The organism is Thermomonospora cellulosilytica, from assembly GCF_014138835.1.
In the GTDB taxonomy this organism is placed as follows: Bacteria; Actinomycetota; Actinomycetes; order Streptosporangiales; family Streptosporangiaceae; genus Thermomonospora; species Thermomonospora amylolytica.
Window position 1 is genome coordinate 711,827 of the sequence record NZ_JACJII010000001.1, and the last position, 15,407, is coordinate 727,233.

General features: G+C 73.9%; 10 protein-coding genes. 3 read left to right on the forward strand and 7 right to left on the reverse strand.

Annotated elements, in window-relative coordinates; all coding sequences use genetic code 11:
• Positions 1–14 precede the first annotated feature (14 nt).
• Positions 15–6,710 (reverse strand): type I polyketide synthase, encoded by a 6,696-nt coding sequence (locus tag HNR21_RS34950; protein ID WP_246441936.1) that lies wholly within the window; start codon positions 6,708–6,710, stop codon positions 15–17.
• 356 nt (positions 6,711–7,066) lie between these two features.
• Between HNR21_RS34950 and HNR21_RS03355 the strand changes: the two genes are divergently transcribed.
• From HNR21_RS03355 to HNR21_RS03365, 3 genes are all read left to right on the forward strand, one after another.
• Positions 7,067–8,698 carry an MFS transporter gene (locus tag HNR21_RS03355; protein ID WP_246441938.1) on the forward strand — a complete coding sequence of 544 codons (1,632 nt, stop codon included), beginning with the start codon at positions 7,067–7,069 and terminating at the stop codon, positions 8,696–8,698.
• An 81-nt stretch (positions 8,699–8,779) separates the two neighbouring features.
• The gene (locus HNR21_RS03360; RefSeq protein WP_182703996.1) at positions 8,780–10,036 is read left to right on the forward strand and encodes a glycosyltransferase; all 1,257 of its coding nucleotides are present in this window, start codon (positions 8,780–8,782) and stop codon (positions 10,034–10,036) included.
• 32 nt (positions 10,037–10,068) lie between these two features.
• Entirely contained in the window at positions 10,069–10,638 is a 570-nt protein-coding gene (locus tag HNR21_RS03365; protein ID WP_182703997.1) for a hypothetical protein, read from the forward strand.
• Between the two features lie 14 nt (positions 10,639–10,652).
• Here the strand turns inward: HNR21_RS03365 and HNR21_RS03370 are convergent, their stop codons facing one another.
• The 6 genes from HNR21_RS03370 to HNR21_RS03395 all read right to left on the reverse strand — a co-directional run bounded on the left by HNR21_RS03370 (position 10,653) and on the right by HNR21_RS03395 (position 14,989).
• A complete protein-coding gene (locus HNR21_RS03370; RefSeq protein WP_182703998.1) occupies positions 10,653–11,099 on the reverse strand; it encodes a hypothetical protein in 447 nt (148 codons plus the stop codon).
• 39 nt (positions 11,100–11,138) lie between these two features.
• Positions 11,139–11,615, reverse strand: coding sequence for a hypothetical protein (locus HNR21_RS03375; RefSeq protein WP_182703999.1), 477 nt, complete (start codon positions 11,613–11,615; stop codon positions 11,139–11,141).
• A 2-nt stretch (positions 11,616–11,617) separates the two neighbouring features.
• Positions 11,618–13,096, reverse strand: a complete 1,479-nt coding sequence (locus HNR21_RS03380) for a TNT domain-containing protein (RefSeq protein ID WP_182704000.1) — start codon at positions 13,094–13,096, stop codon at positions 11,618–11,620.
• Positions 13,087–14,040 (reverse strand): TNT domain-containing protein, encoded by a 954-nt coding sequence (locus HNR21_RS35850; RefSeq protein WP_182704001.1) that lies wholly within the window; start codon positions 14,038–14,040, stop codon positions 13,087–13,089. The genes HNR21_RS03380 and HNR21_RS35850 overlap by 10 nt, the downstream gene beginning before the upstream one ends.
• 128 nt (positions 14,041–14,168) lie before the next feature.
• Positions 14,169–14,612 carry a hypothetical protein gene (locus HNR21_RS03390; RefSeq protein ID WP_182704002.1) on the reverse strand — a complete coding sequence of 148 codons (444 nt, stop codon included), beginning with the start codon at positions 14,610–14,612 and terminating at the stop codon, positions 14,169–14,171.
• Positions 14,609–14,989: a glycohydrolase toxin TNT-related protein gene (locus tag HNR21_RS03395; protein WP_182704003.1), complete on the reverse strand. Its 381-nt coding sequence runs from the start codon at positions 14,987–14,989 to the stop codon at positions 14,609–14,611. The genes HNR21_RS03390 and HNR21_RS03395 overlap by 4 nt, the downstream gene beginning before the upstream one ends.
• Positions 14,990–15,407: the final 418 nt, after the last annotated feature.

Genomic DNA, 15,407 nt, shown 5'->3' on the forward strand with positions numbered 1-15,407 from the left:
GAGCGGGGGGGATCTCAGGCCGGGGAGTCCGCGGCCAGCCGCTCGGCCAGGTGCGCGGCGATGCGGTCCACCGCGGGCGGGTCGAGCAGGTTGAGATGGTGCGCCCCGGGGATCTCCACGATCTCCAGGTGCGTGCAGTGCTCGCCGAACCGGTTGGTCGGGTCGGGCACGTACCGGGCGTCCTTCACCGCCCAGGGGGTCTCCTCGGGGGCACGGTAAAGGATCACTCTTCCGCTGTAGGGCCGGGGCCGGTACGCCTCCAGCGAGCGGGTGTCCTGGTGGGACGTGAGCTGGTGGTGCAGCACGGCGGGGGGCAGCAGCTCGGCGAGCCCGGCCGCCCGCTCCATCACCAGCGCGAACTGGGCCTCTTCGGTGAGCCCCGCCAGTTCCTCGTAGCGGAGCTCGACGCCCAGGTCGTAGGTCTCGTTCAGGTAGTCGGCGAAGGCGGCGAACCGGCGCGCCAGCGTGTCGGCCTCGTCGTCCACCTCGGCGGGCAGGCCGGCGTCGAACAGCGCCACCAGCTCCACCTCGCGCCCGGCCGCGGTGAGCTGCCGGGCGGTCTCGTAGGCCAGCACCCCGCCGAACGACCAGCCGCCGAGCCGGAACGCGCCCTCCGGCTGGGACTCCGTCAGCGCCTCGACGTAGCGGGCGGCGCGCTCCTCCACGCTCGGGGCGTCGTCGAACCGCTCCAGCCCGTACACCGGCTGGTCGTCGCCGAGCAGGGCGGCGAGCTGGGCGTAGCAGGCGGTGGTGCCGCCCGCCGGGTGGGCGATGAAGATCGGCCGGCGGCCGGGCGCGCCCGGCTTGAGCGGGCGGACGGTCTGCCGGGCGGCCTCCTCGTCGACCGCGCGGATCAGCTCGGCGACGTGCTCGGCGGTGGGGGCGGCGAACACCTCCCCGCGGGTCAGGTCGCAGCCCAGCTCGCGGGCGAGGGCGGCGACCACCTGGTCGGCCTGGTGCTCCCGGCCGCCGAGGGCGAAGAAGTCGGCGGTGACGCTCACCCGCTCCAGCCCGAGCACGTCCTCGAAGATCCGCACCGCGAGGCGTTCGGCGGCGTCGCGCGGCATGACGTAGCCGGCCTCGGCGCCCGACACCGTGCTCGGCGCCGGCCGGGTGCCCGCCCCGATCCCCAGCTCGGTCGCCGCCCACTCCCCGAACGTGTCGATCGTGGCGCCCTGCAGCAGCAGGGCGGCGGGAACGGTCAGGCCGAGGTCGTGCTCGACGCCGCTCTTGATCCGCACCGCGACCAGGGAGTCCAGGCCCAGGTCGGTGAGCGGCATGCCGGGGTCGAGCCGTTCGGGGGCGTAGCCGAGGACGGAGGCGATCCGCCGGCGGACCCGGGCGCCGATCGCGTCGCGGGCGGCGTCGGGGTCCATCTCGCGGAGCGCGGCGACCCCGGGCCAGTCGCCCGCGTCCTCCTCGTCGGCCGACCCGGCCGCCTCGACCAGCGCCGCGAAGTACGGCATCCGCCTGATCTCGGGGAACAGCTCCACCGCCGTCGCCGGGTCGAACCGCAGCACCCCGGTGGCGGCCCGGTCGTGGGCCAGCAGCGCCTCCAGCGCCTCCGCGCCCTCCTGCGGGCTGATCGGGTCCAGCACCCTGATCGCCAGGTCGGCCGCGCCGCCCACCTGTGACCAGGTGCCCCAGTTGACGGTCGTGGCGGGCAGGCCCTGCGCCCGCCGCCAGTCCACCAGCGCGTCCAGCGCGGCGTTGGCGGCGGCGTACGCGGCCTGGCCGGGCGAGCCCAGCAGCGCCGCCGCCGAGGAGTGCGTCACGAAGAAGTCCAGGTCGGCGTCGGCGCCGGTGGCCTGGAGCGCCTCGTGCAGCCGCCACGCCCCGACGACCTTCGGCGTCCACACCCGGTGCAGGTCTTCGGCGCCGAGGTCGGCGATGAGCCGGTCGTCCATCCCGGCCGCGCCGTGCACCACCCCGTACAGCCGGGTGCCGCCCTCGCGGGCCGCCTCGACGAGCCGTTCGGCCACTCCGGGCGCGGCGATGTCGCCGAGGACCACGCCCACGTCGACACCGCTCTCCCGCAGCCGGGCGATGGCCTTCTCCGCGTCGGGGCCGGGTCCGCTGCGGCCGGACAGCACGATCCGGCCCGCGCCGCGCTCGGCCAGCAGTTGCGCGGTGACCAGCCCGATGCCGCCGTACCCGCCGGTGATGACGTACGCGCCGCCGCGCCGGACGATCCGCCGGGGGCGGCCCTGCGGCAGGGCGGCCCGGCCGAGCCGGGCGACGCGGCGGACGCCGTCCCGCCAGGCGACCTCGGTGTCGTCCAGGCCCCCGAGCAGCTCGGTCACCAGGTCGCCGGCGTTCTCGACGTCCACCAGCGTCGCCTTCAGCGCGGCCCGCTCGAAGCCGAGCACGCGGGTCAGCGCGCGGACGAAGCCCTGCCGGGGACGCCCGGCCTCACCGTCGCGGACCGGCAGCGCGGCGCGGGTGGCCACCCACAGCCGCGTGCCGTTGGGCACGCTCTGGCTGATCCCGGCGACCATCAGCACCAGGTCCTCGTCCACCAGGTACGGCGGCGGGACCAGCACGACACCGGCCGGGACGGCGTCCATCGGCGGGTGGTCCTCGGGCGGCCGCCGCGTGATGGCGTGCCGGACGACCCGGTGGCCGCGTTCGCGAAGCCCTGCGTCCAGGTCGTCGGCCAGCGGGTCGCCGTCGGCGGCCAGCACCAGCCAGCTCCCCTCGGCGACGGCCGGGGCCGGGGTGTCGGTGGTGTCCCACACCAGCTCGACGAGCTTGTCGTCCAGCGGCACGGGGATGTCGCACCGCTCGACCCGGCGCAGTGCGATGCCGGCGGCCTCCAGCAGCACCTCGCCGTCCGCACCGACCAGGACCAGCTCGCCGGTGGTGTCCTCGCCGCGGGTGATCGAGACGTGGCAGCGCCCGCCGCGGTGCGTCGGCCCGTGGACGCGCAGGTCGCCGATGCCGTCCGCGGTCCAGACGGTGCCGGGCTCGTCGGCGGCGGCCAGGCCGCAGAGGGCGGCCAGGCAGCGGTCCAGCACCTGGGGATGGAGCCGGTAGTGGGCGCTGCCGCGTTCGGCGGCCGGGATCTCGGCGCCCTCGCCGTCCGGGACGGCCCGCGCCCGGCCGGAGTCCTCGATCACCTCGGCCTCCGCGATCCGGGCGAACGTCCCGGCGGGGGTCCGGGCGTGGATCTCGATCCGCCGGTCGGCCTCGGTGAACGTGGTGGTGACGGCGGTGTGCTCGCCGAGCGCCAGCGGACGCCGCGTCCACAGGCCGTGCAGGCGCAGGTCGCCGGTGCCGAGCACGTGCGCGGCGGCGGCCACCGCCATCTCCGCCATGGCGGCGATCGGCAGGACCGGCAGCCCGTGCGGGGCGTTCTCGGCGATCCACGGCCGGGCGGCGGTGCCCACGTCGCCGCGCCACACGTGCCGGTCCTCGCCGGGCAGCTCCACGTGCGCGCCGAGCAGCGGGTGCTCGTCACGGCTCGCGGCGTTGCGGGTGGGCGGCTTCACCCAGTAGTGCTCGTGCCACCAGCGGGCGGGCGGCAGGTCGAGCAGCGCGCCGGACGGCTCTGCGACCCGGTATCCGTGGGCGGCCAGCGTGGCGAGCTGAGCGTGGAACGTCAGCGCGTCGTCGGTCTCCTGGCCTGCTTGTCCGGGGAGCGACCCCCGGTCCCCCGAGGAGCGGGTCGGGCGATCCTCGCTCCGCAGAGCTCCGCTGCGGTCACCCGACCTGTTTGTCTGGGGGGCGACCCCCAGACCCCCGGAAGAGCGGGTCGGATGATCCTCGCTCCGCAGAGCTCCGCTGCGGTCACCCGACCTGTTTGTCTGGGGGGCGACCCCCAGACCCCCGGAAGAGCGGGTCGGATGATCCTCGCTCCGCAGAGCTCCGCTGCGGTCACCCGACCCTTTGCGAGCCCGCTTGAGAGTGTGGACGATCAGCGCGCCCGTGCCCTCCAGCGTCTCGTTCAGCGCGGCGGCCAGGATCGGGTGCGCGTTGATCTCGACGAACGTGCGGTGCCCGTCGTCGGCGGCGGCGGTCAGCGCGTCGGTCAGCCTGACCGGGTTGCGCAGGTTGCGCGCCCAGTACTCGGCGTCGAGCCGGTCCGCGCCGCGCGGGTCCTCCAGGGCGGTCGAGTAGAACGCGATGCCCGGGGCCAGCGGGGTGCCGGGTTCGGCGGCGACGTCGGCGAGGGCCTCGCGCAGTTCGGGCAGCAGCGGCTCGGTCTGCGGGGAGTGCCCGGCGGCCTCGGCCTTGACCATCCGGGCCAGCCGGCCTTCTGCCTCGGCCCGTTCCAGGACCCGGGCGATCTGTTCGGCGTCGCCGGTGACCACGGTCTGCCTCGGCGAGGAGAACACCGCCGGGTGCACGTCCGGCAGGTCGTGGGCGAGCGCCCGCACCTCGGCCTCGGAGCCGCCGATCACCGCCATCGAGCCGCCCGCGCCGACCAGCCGCAGCAGCAGCCGGGAGCGGCGGCAGATGACCTTGACGCCGTCCTCAAGGGTCAGTTTCCCGGCGACGACCGCCGCCGCGACCTCGCCCATCGAGTGGCCGACCACCGCCGCCGGGGTGATCCCGTAGGACGCCCACATGCGGGCCAGGCCGATCTGGATGCCGAACAGCACCATCATCGTGCGTTCGGGCGTCGGCAGTTCGCCGCTCTCGATCTGGTCCCACAGCGAGAACCCGGCCTCCTCGGCCATCAGCGCGTCGACGTCATCGATCGCCTCGGTGAAGGCCGCCTCCTCCTGGAGCAGGCGCCTGGCCATGCCGGGCCGCTGCGCCCCGTACCCGGAGAACACCCACACCGGCCTGCGCGGCGCGCCCAGCGCGGTGCCGGTCACCACGGCCGGGTGCGGGTCCCCGTTCGCCAGCGCCTTCAGGCCGTGCAGCAGGCCCTCGTGGTCGCGGGCGACGACGGCGGCGCGGGAACGGCCCCGGCCGTCGCGGCGGTGCAGGGTGCAGGCCAGGTCGGCCAGGTGGACGTCCTCGTGCTCGCCGAGCCAGGCGGCCAGGTCGGCGGCGTGCGCGGCGATCCGTTCCGGGGCGGCGTCCGACAGCGGGAACGACCGGACCAACGCGTTGTCCCGGACCGTCTCCTGCGCCGGGGCCTCCTCCAGGACCACGTGCGCGTTCGTGCCGCCGAACCCGAACCCGGACACGCCCGCGCGGGCGGGGTGCCCGCGCTCGGGCCACGGGGTCCGCTCGGCGGTGACCGCCAGCCGCATCTCCTCGAACGGGATGTGCGGGTTGGGCTCGGTGAAGTGCAGGCTCGCCGGGATGGTGCGGTGGTGCAGCGCCAGCACCGTCTTGATCAGCCCGGCGATGCCGGCGGCCGACTCCATGTGCCCGACGTTGGACTTGGCCGAGCCGAGCAGCAGCGGCTCGCTCTCGTCGCGTCCCCGCCCCAGCACCTCGCCGAGCGCGCGCGCCTCGATCGGGTCGCCCAGGAACGTGCCGGTGCCGTGGGCCTCGACGTAGTCGACCTCCCTGGGGTCGACGCCGGAGGCTTCGTACACCTCGCGGAGCAGGGCCTTCTGCGCCTCGGCGTTGGGGGCGACCAGGCCGTTGGAGCGGCCGTCGGAGTTGACGCCGGTGCCGCGGATGACCGCCAGGATCCGGTCGCCGTCGCGCTGCGCGTCACCGAGCCGCTTGAGCACGACCGCCCCGCAGCCCTCGGCGCGGACCATGCCGTCCGCCGACGCGTCGAACGCCTTGCAGCGCCCGTCCGGGGAGGTGCCGCCGCCCTGGTCGAACGTCATCGTGACGGTCGGCGACAGCAGCAGGTTGACGCCTCCGGCCAGCGCGACGTCGGCGTCCCCGGCGCGCAGCGCCCGTACCGCCAGGTGCGTCGAGACCAGCGAGGACGAGCAGGCGGTGTCCACGATCATGCTGGGGCCGCGCAGGTCCAGCAGGTACGACAGCCGGTTGGCGATGATGCTCAGCGCCGCGCCCGTCGTGGTGTGCGGCTGCACCGCGGTCAGGTCGGCGGCGGTGAACGCGGCGTACTCGGGGGCCGAGACGCCGACGAACACGCCGGTGCGGGAGCCGCGCAGCCGGGCCGGAGCCAGGCCGGCGTGCTCGAACGCCTCCCAGGCCACCTCCAGCACCAGCCGCTGCTGCGGGTCCATCAGCTCCGCCTCGCCGGGCGTGATGCCGAAGAAGCGGGCGTCGAACCCGGCCAGGTCGTTCAGGAACCCGCCGAGCCGCGTGGTCCGTGCCAACAGGTCGCCCACCTCGGGGGATCCGTCGTCGAAGGCGTCCCACCGGCCGGGCGGGACCTCGCGGACCGCGTCGCCCTCCCCGAGCAGGAACCGCCAGAACTCCTGCGGCCCGTGCAGGTCGCCGTGCCCGCCGCCGGGGAACCGGCAGCCGATGCCGATCACGGCGATCGGCTCGTCGCCCTCCGGCCGGGTCACCGGAGCCGAGGCCGCCGGGGCGGGCGCGGGGGCCGTCCCGGCCAGCGCGGCGGCCAGTCCGTTGATCGTCGGGTGCTCCCAGACCAGCGTGGCGGGCAGCGCCCGGCCCAGCATCTGCTCGAGCTCGCCGGCGATGGCGACGGCGTCCCGGGACGCCAGCCCGAACTCCTCGACGGGACGGTCGGGGTCCACCTCTGCGGCCGTGATCCTGGAGCGACGCGCGATCTGCTCGATCAGGAACCGACGAACCGAATCCTCGATGATCCGCGGATCGTCTTCCGGCGCGGCTCCAGAACGATCGTTGTTCGACATACGTCGGTTCCCCCATCGATGAGGTCCGGATCGTTCGAAGCAAGGGGCTTCACCTTGGCCCAGCCCGGCCATCCCACGATGCGCATCCAGACCACGTTTCTCCCTGGTTCCTTGTCACGGCCGTGACAAGACGCCGATGTGGCCGGTGTGGCCAGATGGATAGGTCACCGAGTTGTGTCCGCGCCCTTCGACCGGGGAGCGAGCGGCGCCGGAACATCGCAGATCACGGCTTCGCAACGGCCGGGCCGGACGGGTGCGCGGGCTCCGCGCCGCCCCGCCGGGCGGACGGACGTCCTGCCTGCTCACCGCCGTGGGCGCGAGGCGGGACGGCGGCGGAGGGGAAAGGGTTCAGCCAGTTGACCCGCGGCCGATATCGATGGGCCCTGGCGGTGGTCGCCGTCAGCGCGTTCATGATCACCATGGACAACTCGGTGGTCGCGATCGCGCAGCAGACCATCCGCGACGATCTCGGTCTGAGCGCCGCGGAACTGCGCTGGGTGACGATCGGCTACATCGTGATGTTCTCCTGTCTGATGGTCGCGGGAGGACGGCTGGCCGACCTTTACGGCTGCCGTGTGACCTTCGTCACCGGAATGGCGGTGTTCACCGCCGCCTCCGCGGTGTCCGGGCTCGCCGAATCCGCGCCGACGCTGATCGGGGCCCGGGTGGTGCAGGGCTCGGGCGCGGCGCTGGCGCTGCCCGCCCTGCTGGTGGCGATCACGGTGGGCCGCGACGACCGGCAGCGCTCCCTCGGGCAGGTCGTGTGGCTGGGGTCGCTGGCGTGCGCGATGGCGGGCGGGCCCAGCGTCGGCGGGTTCATCGTGGAGCGCTGGCACTGGGGCTGGATCTTCCTGATCAACGTGCCGGTGGGCGTGCTGGTGATCGCGCTGGGGCTGGCCGTGCTGCGCGGCCGGTCCGGCCGGGCCGGGACGGCGCTGGACATGCCGGGCGTGATCCTGTCGGCGACCATGCTGTTCACGCTGGTGTACGCGCTGCACGCGGGCGGCGAGGCCGGGTACGGCGACCCGGCCGTGCTGGCGGTGCTGGGGATCGCGGTGCTGGCGGCGGTGTCGTTCGTGGTGGTGGAGCGCTGGGCGCCGAACCCGATGATCGACATGGGCTTCTTCCGGAACCGGGTGTTCTCCGGGGGGCTGGCCTCCTCGATGCTGTGGGGCATCGGGTTCAACGGAGTGATGTACTACTCGGCGCTGTTCATGCAGACGGTGCTGGGGTTCCGGCCCACCACGGCGGCGCTGGCCTACGTTCCGCCGGCGCTGCTGGTGCTGGTGCTGACGCCGGTGTCGTTCGTGCTGGCGGGCCGGGTGGGGGCGCGGCCCACGGTCGCCGCCGGGATGCTGCTGCTGGCGGGCGGGATGGCGGCGTTCACGGCGCTGCAGGCCGGTGACGGGTTCGCCGAGCTGATGCCGGGGATCGCGCTGTGCGGCATCGGGTCGGCGCTGACGATGCCGCTGGCGATGTACGCGCTGAAGGCGATCCCCGACGAGCGGGCGGGGGTGGCCGGGGGGATCCTCAGCGTGGTCCGCGAGGTGTCGGCGGCGCTGGGGATCGCGGTGCTGGGCGTGGTGATCGACGTGCTGGAACGGCAGGCCGCCCGGTCCGGGGAGACCGGCGCGGAGGCGTTCCGGCACGGGGCCTCGGTGGGGCTGCTGGTGGGGGCGGCGCTGGTGCTGCTGGGAGCGGTGATCAGCGCGCTGACCCTGCCGCCCCGGCGGCGGACCCCGGCCGGGGAGGCCCCGGTGCCCGTTCCCCGGCCGGAACGGGTGCGGGAGCCCGTGGCGGTGGGGGCGGCCTACGGGGGATCCCCGTCTTCGGCCGAGCCGGGCGCGTGGTTCGTCCAGCCTTCGGGGCGTCTCGGCGGGACGACGGGCGGACGGCGGTATCGGCCCCGGTACACGACGTCCGGCCCGGACTGGACGCCGCCGCCGGATCCGCCGGGATTCGCGGACGGTGACAGATTCCGGGGTTGAATTGACCGGTCGACGGAGTGGCCCGGTATCGCCCGCTTCGGATACCGTCCCTGATCCCCCCGGGACACCTCAGGAGGTCTCGTGCAGCGGACTGTCGTGCTGCTCGCGCTGGGTTCGCGCGGCGACATCCAGCCCTGCGTGGCGCTCGGATGCGAACTGGCGGCCCGCGGCCACCGGGTCCGCGTGATCGCCGCCGCCCGCTACGCGGCCCTGATCGGCGCGGCGGGCCTGGAGGCCGCGTCGCTGAGCATCGATCCCGGTGACGTGCTCAACACCGAGGAGGGCCAGCGGCTCCTGGCCGGGGGCCGCAACCCGGTGCGGTTCCTGCGGAACTTCCGCCGCATCCTCGGGCCCCTGGCCGAACGGCTCCTCGGGGAGATCCTGCGCGCCGCCGAGGACGCCGACTTCGTCCTGGCCCCCACCGCGGGCGCGCTGGGCGAGCACCTGGCCGAGCACCTCGGCGTCCCCTCCGCGCTGATCCACTACCAGCCGAGCCATCCGACCAGGGCGTTCCCGCACCCGCTGCTGCCGCAGGCCCGGTACCTCGGGCGGCGGGGCAACGAGCTGAGCTTCCGGCTGGTGGACCAGATCGCCTGGCAACTGGCCCGCACGTTCCTGAACGACTGGCGGCGCTCCTCGCTGGGGCTCCCGCCGATGTCCCTGCGCGGCCCGATGCACCGGCTGCGGCGCGAGGGCCGTCCCGCCCTGTGCTGCTTCAGCCCCGTGCTGGTGCCCCGGCCGCCCGACTGGCCTGAGAACGTGCACGTGACGGGCTACTGGTTCCTGGACGAGCCGGCGTACCGGCCGCCGGAGGAACTGGCGTCGTTCCTGTCGGCCGGCCCGGCGCCGGTCTATGTGGGCTTCGGCAGCATGGTGCCCTCCGACCCGGTGGAGACCCACGACCTGGTGGTGGCGGCCCTGCGCGCGGCGCGCGTACGGGGCGTGGTCCAGGGCGACCCCAAGCACGAACTCCCCGGTTCCGACGATGTCCTCGTCATAGAGGACGTCCCCCACTCGTGGCTGTTCCCCCACATGGCCGCCGTCGTCCACCACGGCGGCGCGGGCACCACCGCCACCGGCCTCCGCTACGGCATCCCCACGCTGGTGTGCCCGTTCTTCGGCGACCAGCCGTACTGGGGCGAACGCGTGGCCGCCATGAGCGCGGGCCCCGCCCCCATCCCGTTCCGCTCACTGACCGTGGAGGGCCTGGCCGACGCCATCCGCCAGGCGTTGAAGGACCCCGCCATCCAGACCGGCGCATACCGCGTGGGCGACCGCCTCACCTACGAGAAAGGCACGGCGAAGGCCGCCGACATCATCGAGTCCCTGCTCCCCTGACGCCGTCACCACCCGCTGCTACGGTCCGTCCCATGTCTTCGTTCAGCGGATGGGCCGTGGTGGACCTGTCGGACGGCCGCGACCCCGGTGAGTTCGTCGGCGCCCTCTGCGAGTCCTGCAAGGACACCCTCCGGGTCATGGCCGAGGGCCGTCGCGTCTACGTCTACGCCGACTACGCCCCCGACTTCCCCTCCACGATGGCCCGGCTCGTCCCCCACTGGGCCGATCGCGCCATCACCGCCGCCGACTACGACGAGTTCGGCGTCCTGAACGAAGTCCTGGGCCCCGACGCCGAAAGCGTCCACCTCGCCTCCATCACCGAGGATTCCGCCGCCCCCCTCCCGGCCAACGACACCCCCGAGACCCGCCGGGCCGCCGCCGTCCTCTTCGACGCGGACCCCGCCCTCCTGGACGAGGTCTCCGCCACGTGGTCGAAGGACGGCGCCCTCCCCGGCTGCCTGGGCGAGCCCTACCTGCGTTGGTGGGCCGCCCTGGGCGCCCCTGGCCCGAGGACTTCGGCCACCGCTCCTTCGACCCCAGGGAGACCGCCCAAGGCATCCCGTGATCCCCGGACCGGATCCGGCCCGCGCAACGGGAGGTGACGCTCTCGGCCGCTCTACGGGGAGCCCGGGTCGGCGTGGCTCGTCAGCCAGGACGGGATGTTCTCGGGGCTGCGGGGGAAAACGCGCAGTTCCTCGGCGTAGGCGCCGGGCGGGGGTGCGGTTCTCCGCCAGTCGGGCTCGTCTCGGCTGTAGGAGACCTGATGGCTGAACGGGAAATCGAGCCGGAAGGTGGCCTTGAACCAGGTGCCGACCTGCGGGACGTACATTCCGGAGCGCAGCCGGCCGAACAGCTCCGCCAGCGCGGGATGGGGGTCGAGCAGGCGGGGCGTCTGGCGCGAGACCGTCCAGAACTGACCGAGCGTCTCGCTGTGCGAACCGAGCGCGCGGTGCAGGACGGTGCAGCCCTGCCAGCCGGGCGGCAGGCTGTGCACCAGCACCAGGGTGATCTCCTCCAGCAGCGCCTTCTGCTCCATCGGGTTCAGCGGCGGAACATCGCTCACCGTGTACTCGCTTCCTGTGGACGACCGGATGACCGCGGCTCAGCCGTCGTGCGCGGGGGAACGCCGGAGCTCGGCGCGCAACCAGTCGGGGATGTGCTGCTCGTCACGGGGGAAGGCCGCCAGGTCCTGCTCGTAGGCGCCGGGCGGCAGGGGCGGTGACCACATCGGGTCGTAGTCGGTGTTGTAGCTGACCCAGTACGCGCCGGGCGGGTCCATCATGTACCGCATCCCGAACCAGGTGCCCCGGCCCGGCCGGTACATCCTGGCCCGCAGCTCGGCGGCGATCTCGGTCAGCTCGCGCACCGGCTGGACCTCCGGCGAGCTCCCGTCCCCCATGACGACGGTCAGCGACACGTCGCTGATCCCGGCCGTCATGAGGATCTTCAGATCGATCCGCCGCCATCCCTCGGGGACGATCTGCGTCAGGATCCGGCCCAGCTTGAGGGTCAGCTCCTCGCAACGGCGCTCGTCGTGGGGCAGCGGACCGCGGGCCGGGCCCGGGGGCTGGTCGGTCATCGTCATCCCTTCGTCTGCTCCGGCGCCTCGTCCGCCGGATCGATCGGTGTTCCCCCGGGGCCGGTGATCTCCACCAGATGCCCGGACCGGATGAAGGTCTCGATCGAATCGGCCAGGTAGTAGCCGGCCCAGTCGTCCTCCGGCCGTGCGGAATCGTCCTCGCTCGGGTGGAACGGCCACGGCGCGAAGAGCCCCGGATAGGCGCTCAGCGGCTTGCGCACGCGGTACACGTGGTACTCGTAGCCGTCCGGCGTGCCCCGCAGGCCCCGCCGGGAGAACGGGGTCCCGATGGAGTACACGAAGGGCTGGTTGCGGTCGCCGTAGGCGTCGACCTCGGTGCCCTCCGGCAGGATCTCCGGCTCTCGCCGCGGCGCACTGCGCGTCGCACTGCGCGTCGCCGGTCGCGGCGGCTTGGGAAGGCTGTTCCTGGCGGCCAGTTCGAAGACCTCGTGGACGCTCACGTACCCGCCGGTCTCCGGGGGCGGTCCGGGCCGGCAGACCAGGTACTCGTACGGGGCGTTGTCGAACGCGTCCAGGGCGACGTAGGCGTTGCGGGCGGCGACCTCGGCGGGGGGACGCGCCGAGGCCGCCCTGCGTCCGTGAAGCGGGCGGTAGTCGTCTCCGAACGTCCAGGCCGCCACCCCCTTCCGGGGTTGCACGCGCTCTGCGATGAGCCGCGCGAGGCTGAGGATCCTGGTGTTCACCTCGACGCCCTGCTCGGCCATGATGCCGCCCATGGCGTGCGCGAGGGCGTCCCGCGCGCTGTCGAACGGGACCACGGTGCCGCACGCGCCGCCGTCGTCACAACGCACCGCCAGCCAGGCGGGCTCGGCCCGGACGACCGACCAGCAGCCGGGGACCACCCCGCCGATGCGCAGGCGCTCGGCCCCTCCGGGGAGGAACCGCTGCAGCTTGAGCCGGGCCTGCTGGAACAGTTGCGGGTCCTCCCGTCCGAGCGCCTCGACGAGCGCGCCCTCGCTCTGGGGTTCGGCGAGGAGGGCGCGGGGATCGAACGACGCCGCCGCTTCGTGCAGGGCGCACCGGTGCCGCATCCAGCCCGGGACCGTCTCGGGCGGGCGCGGGAACAGGGCGAGTTCCGCGGCGCAGTCGGCCGGGGAGACCTCCCAGGCGATGTCGTCCAGATGCTGGAACCCGGCGTCCCACCGGGCCTCGTCGGCACCGGACCGCACGGTCATCCGCAGGGCCGTCCAGGTGCCGTGCTCCGGCTCGTACATGTCCCGGCGCAGTTCGCGGAGCAGTTCCAGCGCGCCGGACCGGGGCAGCAGCCTTCCCGCCTGCTGGACGGGGTATCGGCCCCGCCACCTCTCCAGCATCTCCCCGGTCAGGCCGGCCACCTCGTGGTTCCGGCCGAAGGCGTGGTAGGTCAGCTCGGCGCTCTCCCAGCCGCCGGGCAGCAGATGGACCAGCACCGTGGCGATCCGGTCGAGCCGGGCGTCGCGTTCCTCGGGGGTCAGGGCCATGACGTCCTCCAGCGGCCGACCGGGGCGACCTCGGCCAGGGCACCGGAGTCCAGCAGGTCGGCGACGGAGTCGACCAGGTAGTAGCCGAGGCCCTCCCCATCCGGTGGGTTACGGGTCTCCTCGAGGGTCGGCTGGACGGTCGTCGGGAACCAGAAGCCGGGGTAGACGCGGAGCGGGCGCCGCACCCGGTACCGGTGGTAGGGGTGGGCCGCGGGAGAGCCGGAGTGGCCGCGCCTGGAGTACGCCGTGCCCGGCGCGTAGACCATGACCTGGTCGGTGCCGCCATAGCAGTCGACCTCGGTGCCCTCGGGGAGGTTCAGGGACCCGTCGTCGCCGAGCCCGTCGATGTCGAGGTCCAGCGGGCCGGGCAGCAGCTTCCCGGCCAGCAGCGCGAAGACCTCGTACGTGCTGACGAAAGGCCCCCTGGGCGGAGGGGGGCCGGGCACGCAGACGAAATGGCCGTAGGGGTGGCCCTGCAGGGGTTCGAGGCCGATATGGGCGCGGCGGGAGGCGGTCTCCCGGTCCGGCCGGGGCGCGTCGCGGGTCCGCTCCCAGAGCCCGCGCCCGACGTCCCCGAGTTCCCAGACGACCCGTTCGCCGCGGCTCGCGGGCCTGCTCGGCCGCACGATCCCGGTGATCTTGAGGATCTCGTCGTTGACGGTCATGCCCTCGGCGGCCATGATCTCGGCCATCGCGTGGACGACCGCGTCACGGGCGTTCCCGAACGTCGCCGTCCCGGACTCCCCGACCACCTGCCAGCCGTCCGGGCCGCGCAGCACGCACCAGCAGCCCGGCGCCGCGCGCCCCACCCGGAAACGGGCCGCGCCCTCGGGAAGTGATCTCGCCAGCCACCGTCGTGCGTGCGCGAAGAGCATCGGGTTGTCGGGATGCAGCATCGCGACGAGCTCGTGCTCGTCCTGCGGCACGCCCGGAACACCGTCCACGTCGTGATGATCCGGCATAGATCCTTCACACTAGCGTCCGGTCCCGGAACGGAAACCGTCCCCGGAGCGATCCACCGGGCTTGTCGGACTCCGGCCGGCCGTCTCCCGGCCGTTCAGTCCCGCCGCCGTCACACGCCGGTCTGCGCTCCGATCCCGCCGCGTTCCCGGATCGCCGCCTCGAACATCTCGTGCGTGCGCAGGCGCAGGGTGTGGATGAGGGCCCGCTCCTCGTCGGTGAGCGTCCTGCCCTGCTCGCGGGCGGTGTCCTCGACGGCCTGGATCGTCTCGTAGAGCGCGAAGACGGGACCCTCGCCCTTCACGTGCCTGCCGCGCTGCCGCTCGACCCACTGGACGAACTCCTCCCGCGGAACCCGGTCGACGTTCGCGTCGAGCTTGGTCCGGATGTCGCGGTAGTAGCGCATCTCCCGCTGGAACTCCCCGGTGTCGGCGTTCATCGCCAGGCAGTCCAGCCCGCCGCCGGGCGGCTCGACGAAGACGACGGGCCACTCCTCGTACAGGTAGTACTCCGGCTCGCGGCGGCCCGGCTCCGGCTGGGCGGGTCGGTCGGTCACTGGTCGGTCCCTCCGTTCACGTCGCTCCGTCGCCCGGTGGGCTCGACGGGCTCGCCGCCCCGTCCGGTGATCTCGACCAGACACCCGGCGCGGATCAGCTCCTCGATCGTCTCACCCAGATACCAGCCGCCCCGTTTCTCCCCCGGCCGCGGCTCCGCCGGGTCGTCCTCGCTGGGATAGAACGGCCAGGGCGCGAAGATGTGGGGGTATCCCTGCAACGGTCGCACCACCCGGTACACGTGGTAGGCGTGGTGCTGCGGTCCGCCCCGCAGGTTGCGCCGGGAGAACGGGGTCCCGATGAGGTAGACGAAGGGCTCGTCGCGGTCGCCGTAGGCGTCGACCTCGGTGCCCACCGGAATCGTCTCCAGCTGCGGCATCGGCGGCGCTTCCTCGACCTTCTGCCGGGTCACATCGCCCGGGCACAACGGCCCCGGCCGCCCTCGACGTGGCGGACTCCCCGCGCCCCTCGCTCCCGGGATGAGAGCGGCGCACCGCGGCTCCGCCGCCATCGCCTCGCCCATCTCCCGGGTCCTTCCTGCTCGCCGTCCCGCAAAGACCACGTCCGGCATCGCACCGGAGCCCTGAGCCGGGAAGACTCCCCCGCAACTCCGTCATCACCCTAATGTCGGGCACCTCGCCCGCGGCGATGCGGCGCCTATGCCGCAGCCGTCACAGGGGCGACCTCGTCGGCGGTGAAGCCGGTGGCGTCGAGGAACGCGGCCCACGTCTCCGCCGCACGGTCAACATCCCGGGCCACAACGGCGACATCATCCCTGCCCGGCCACCACGGCCCGA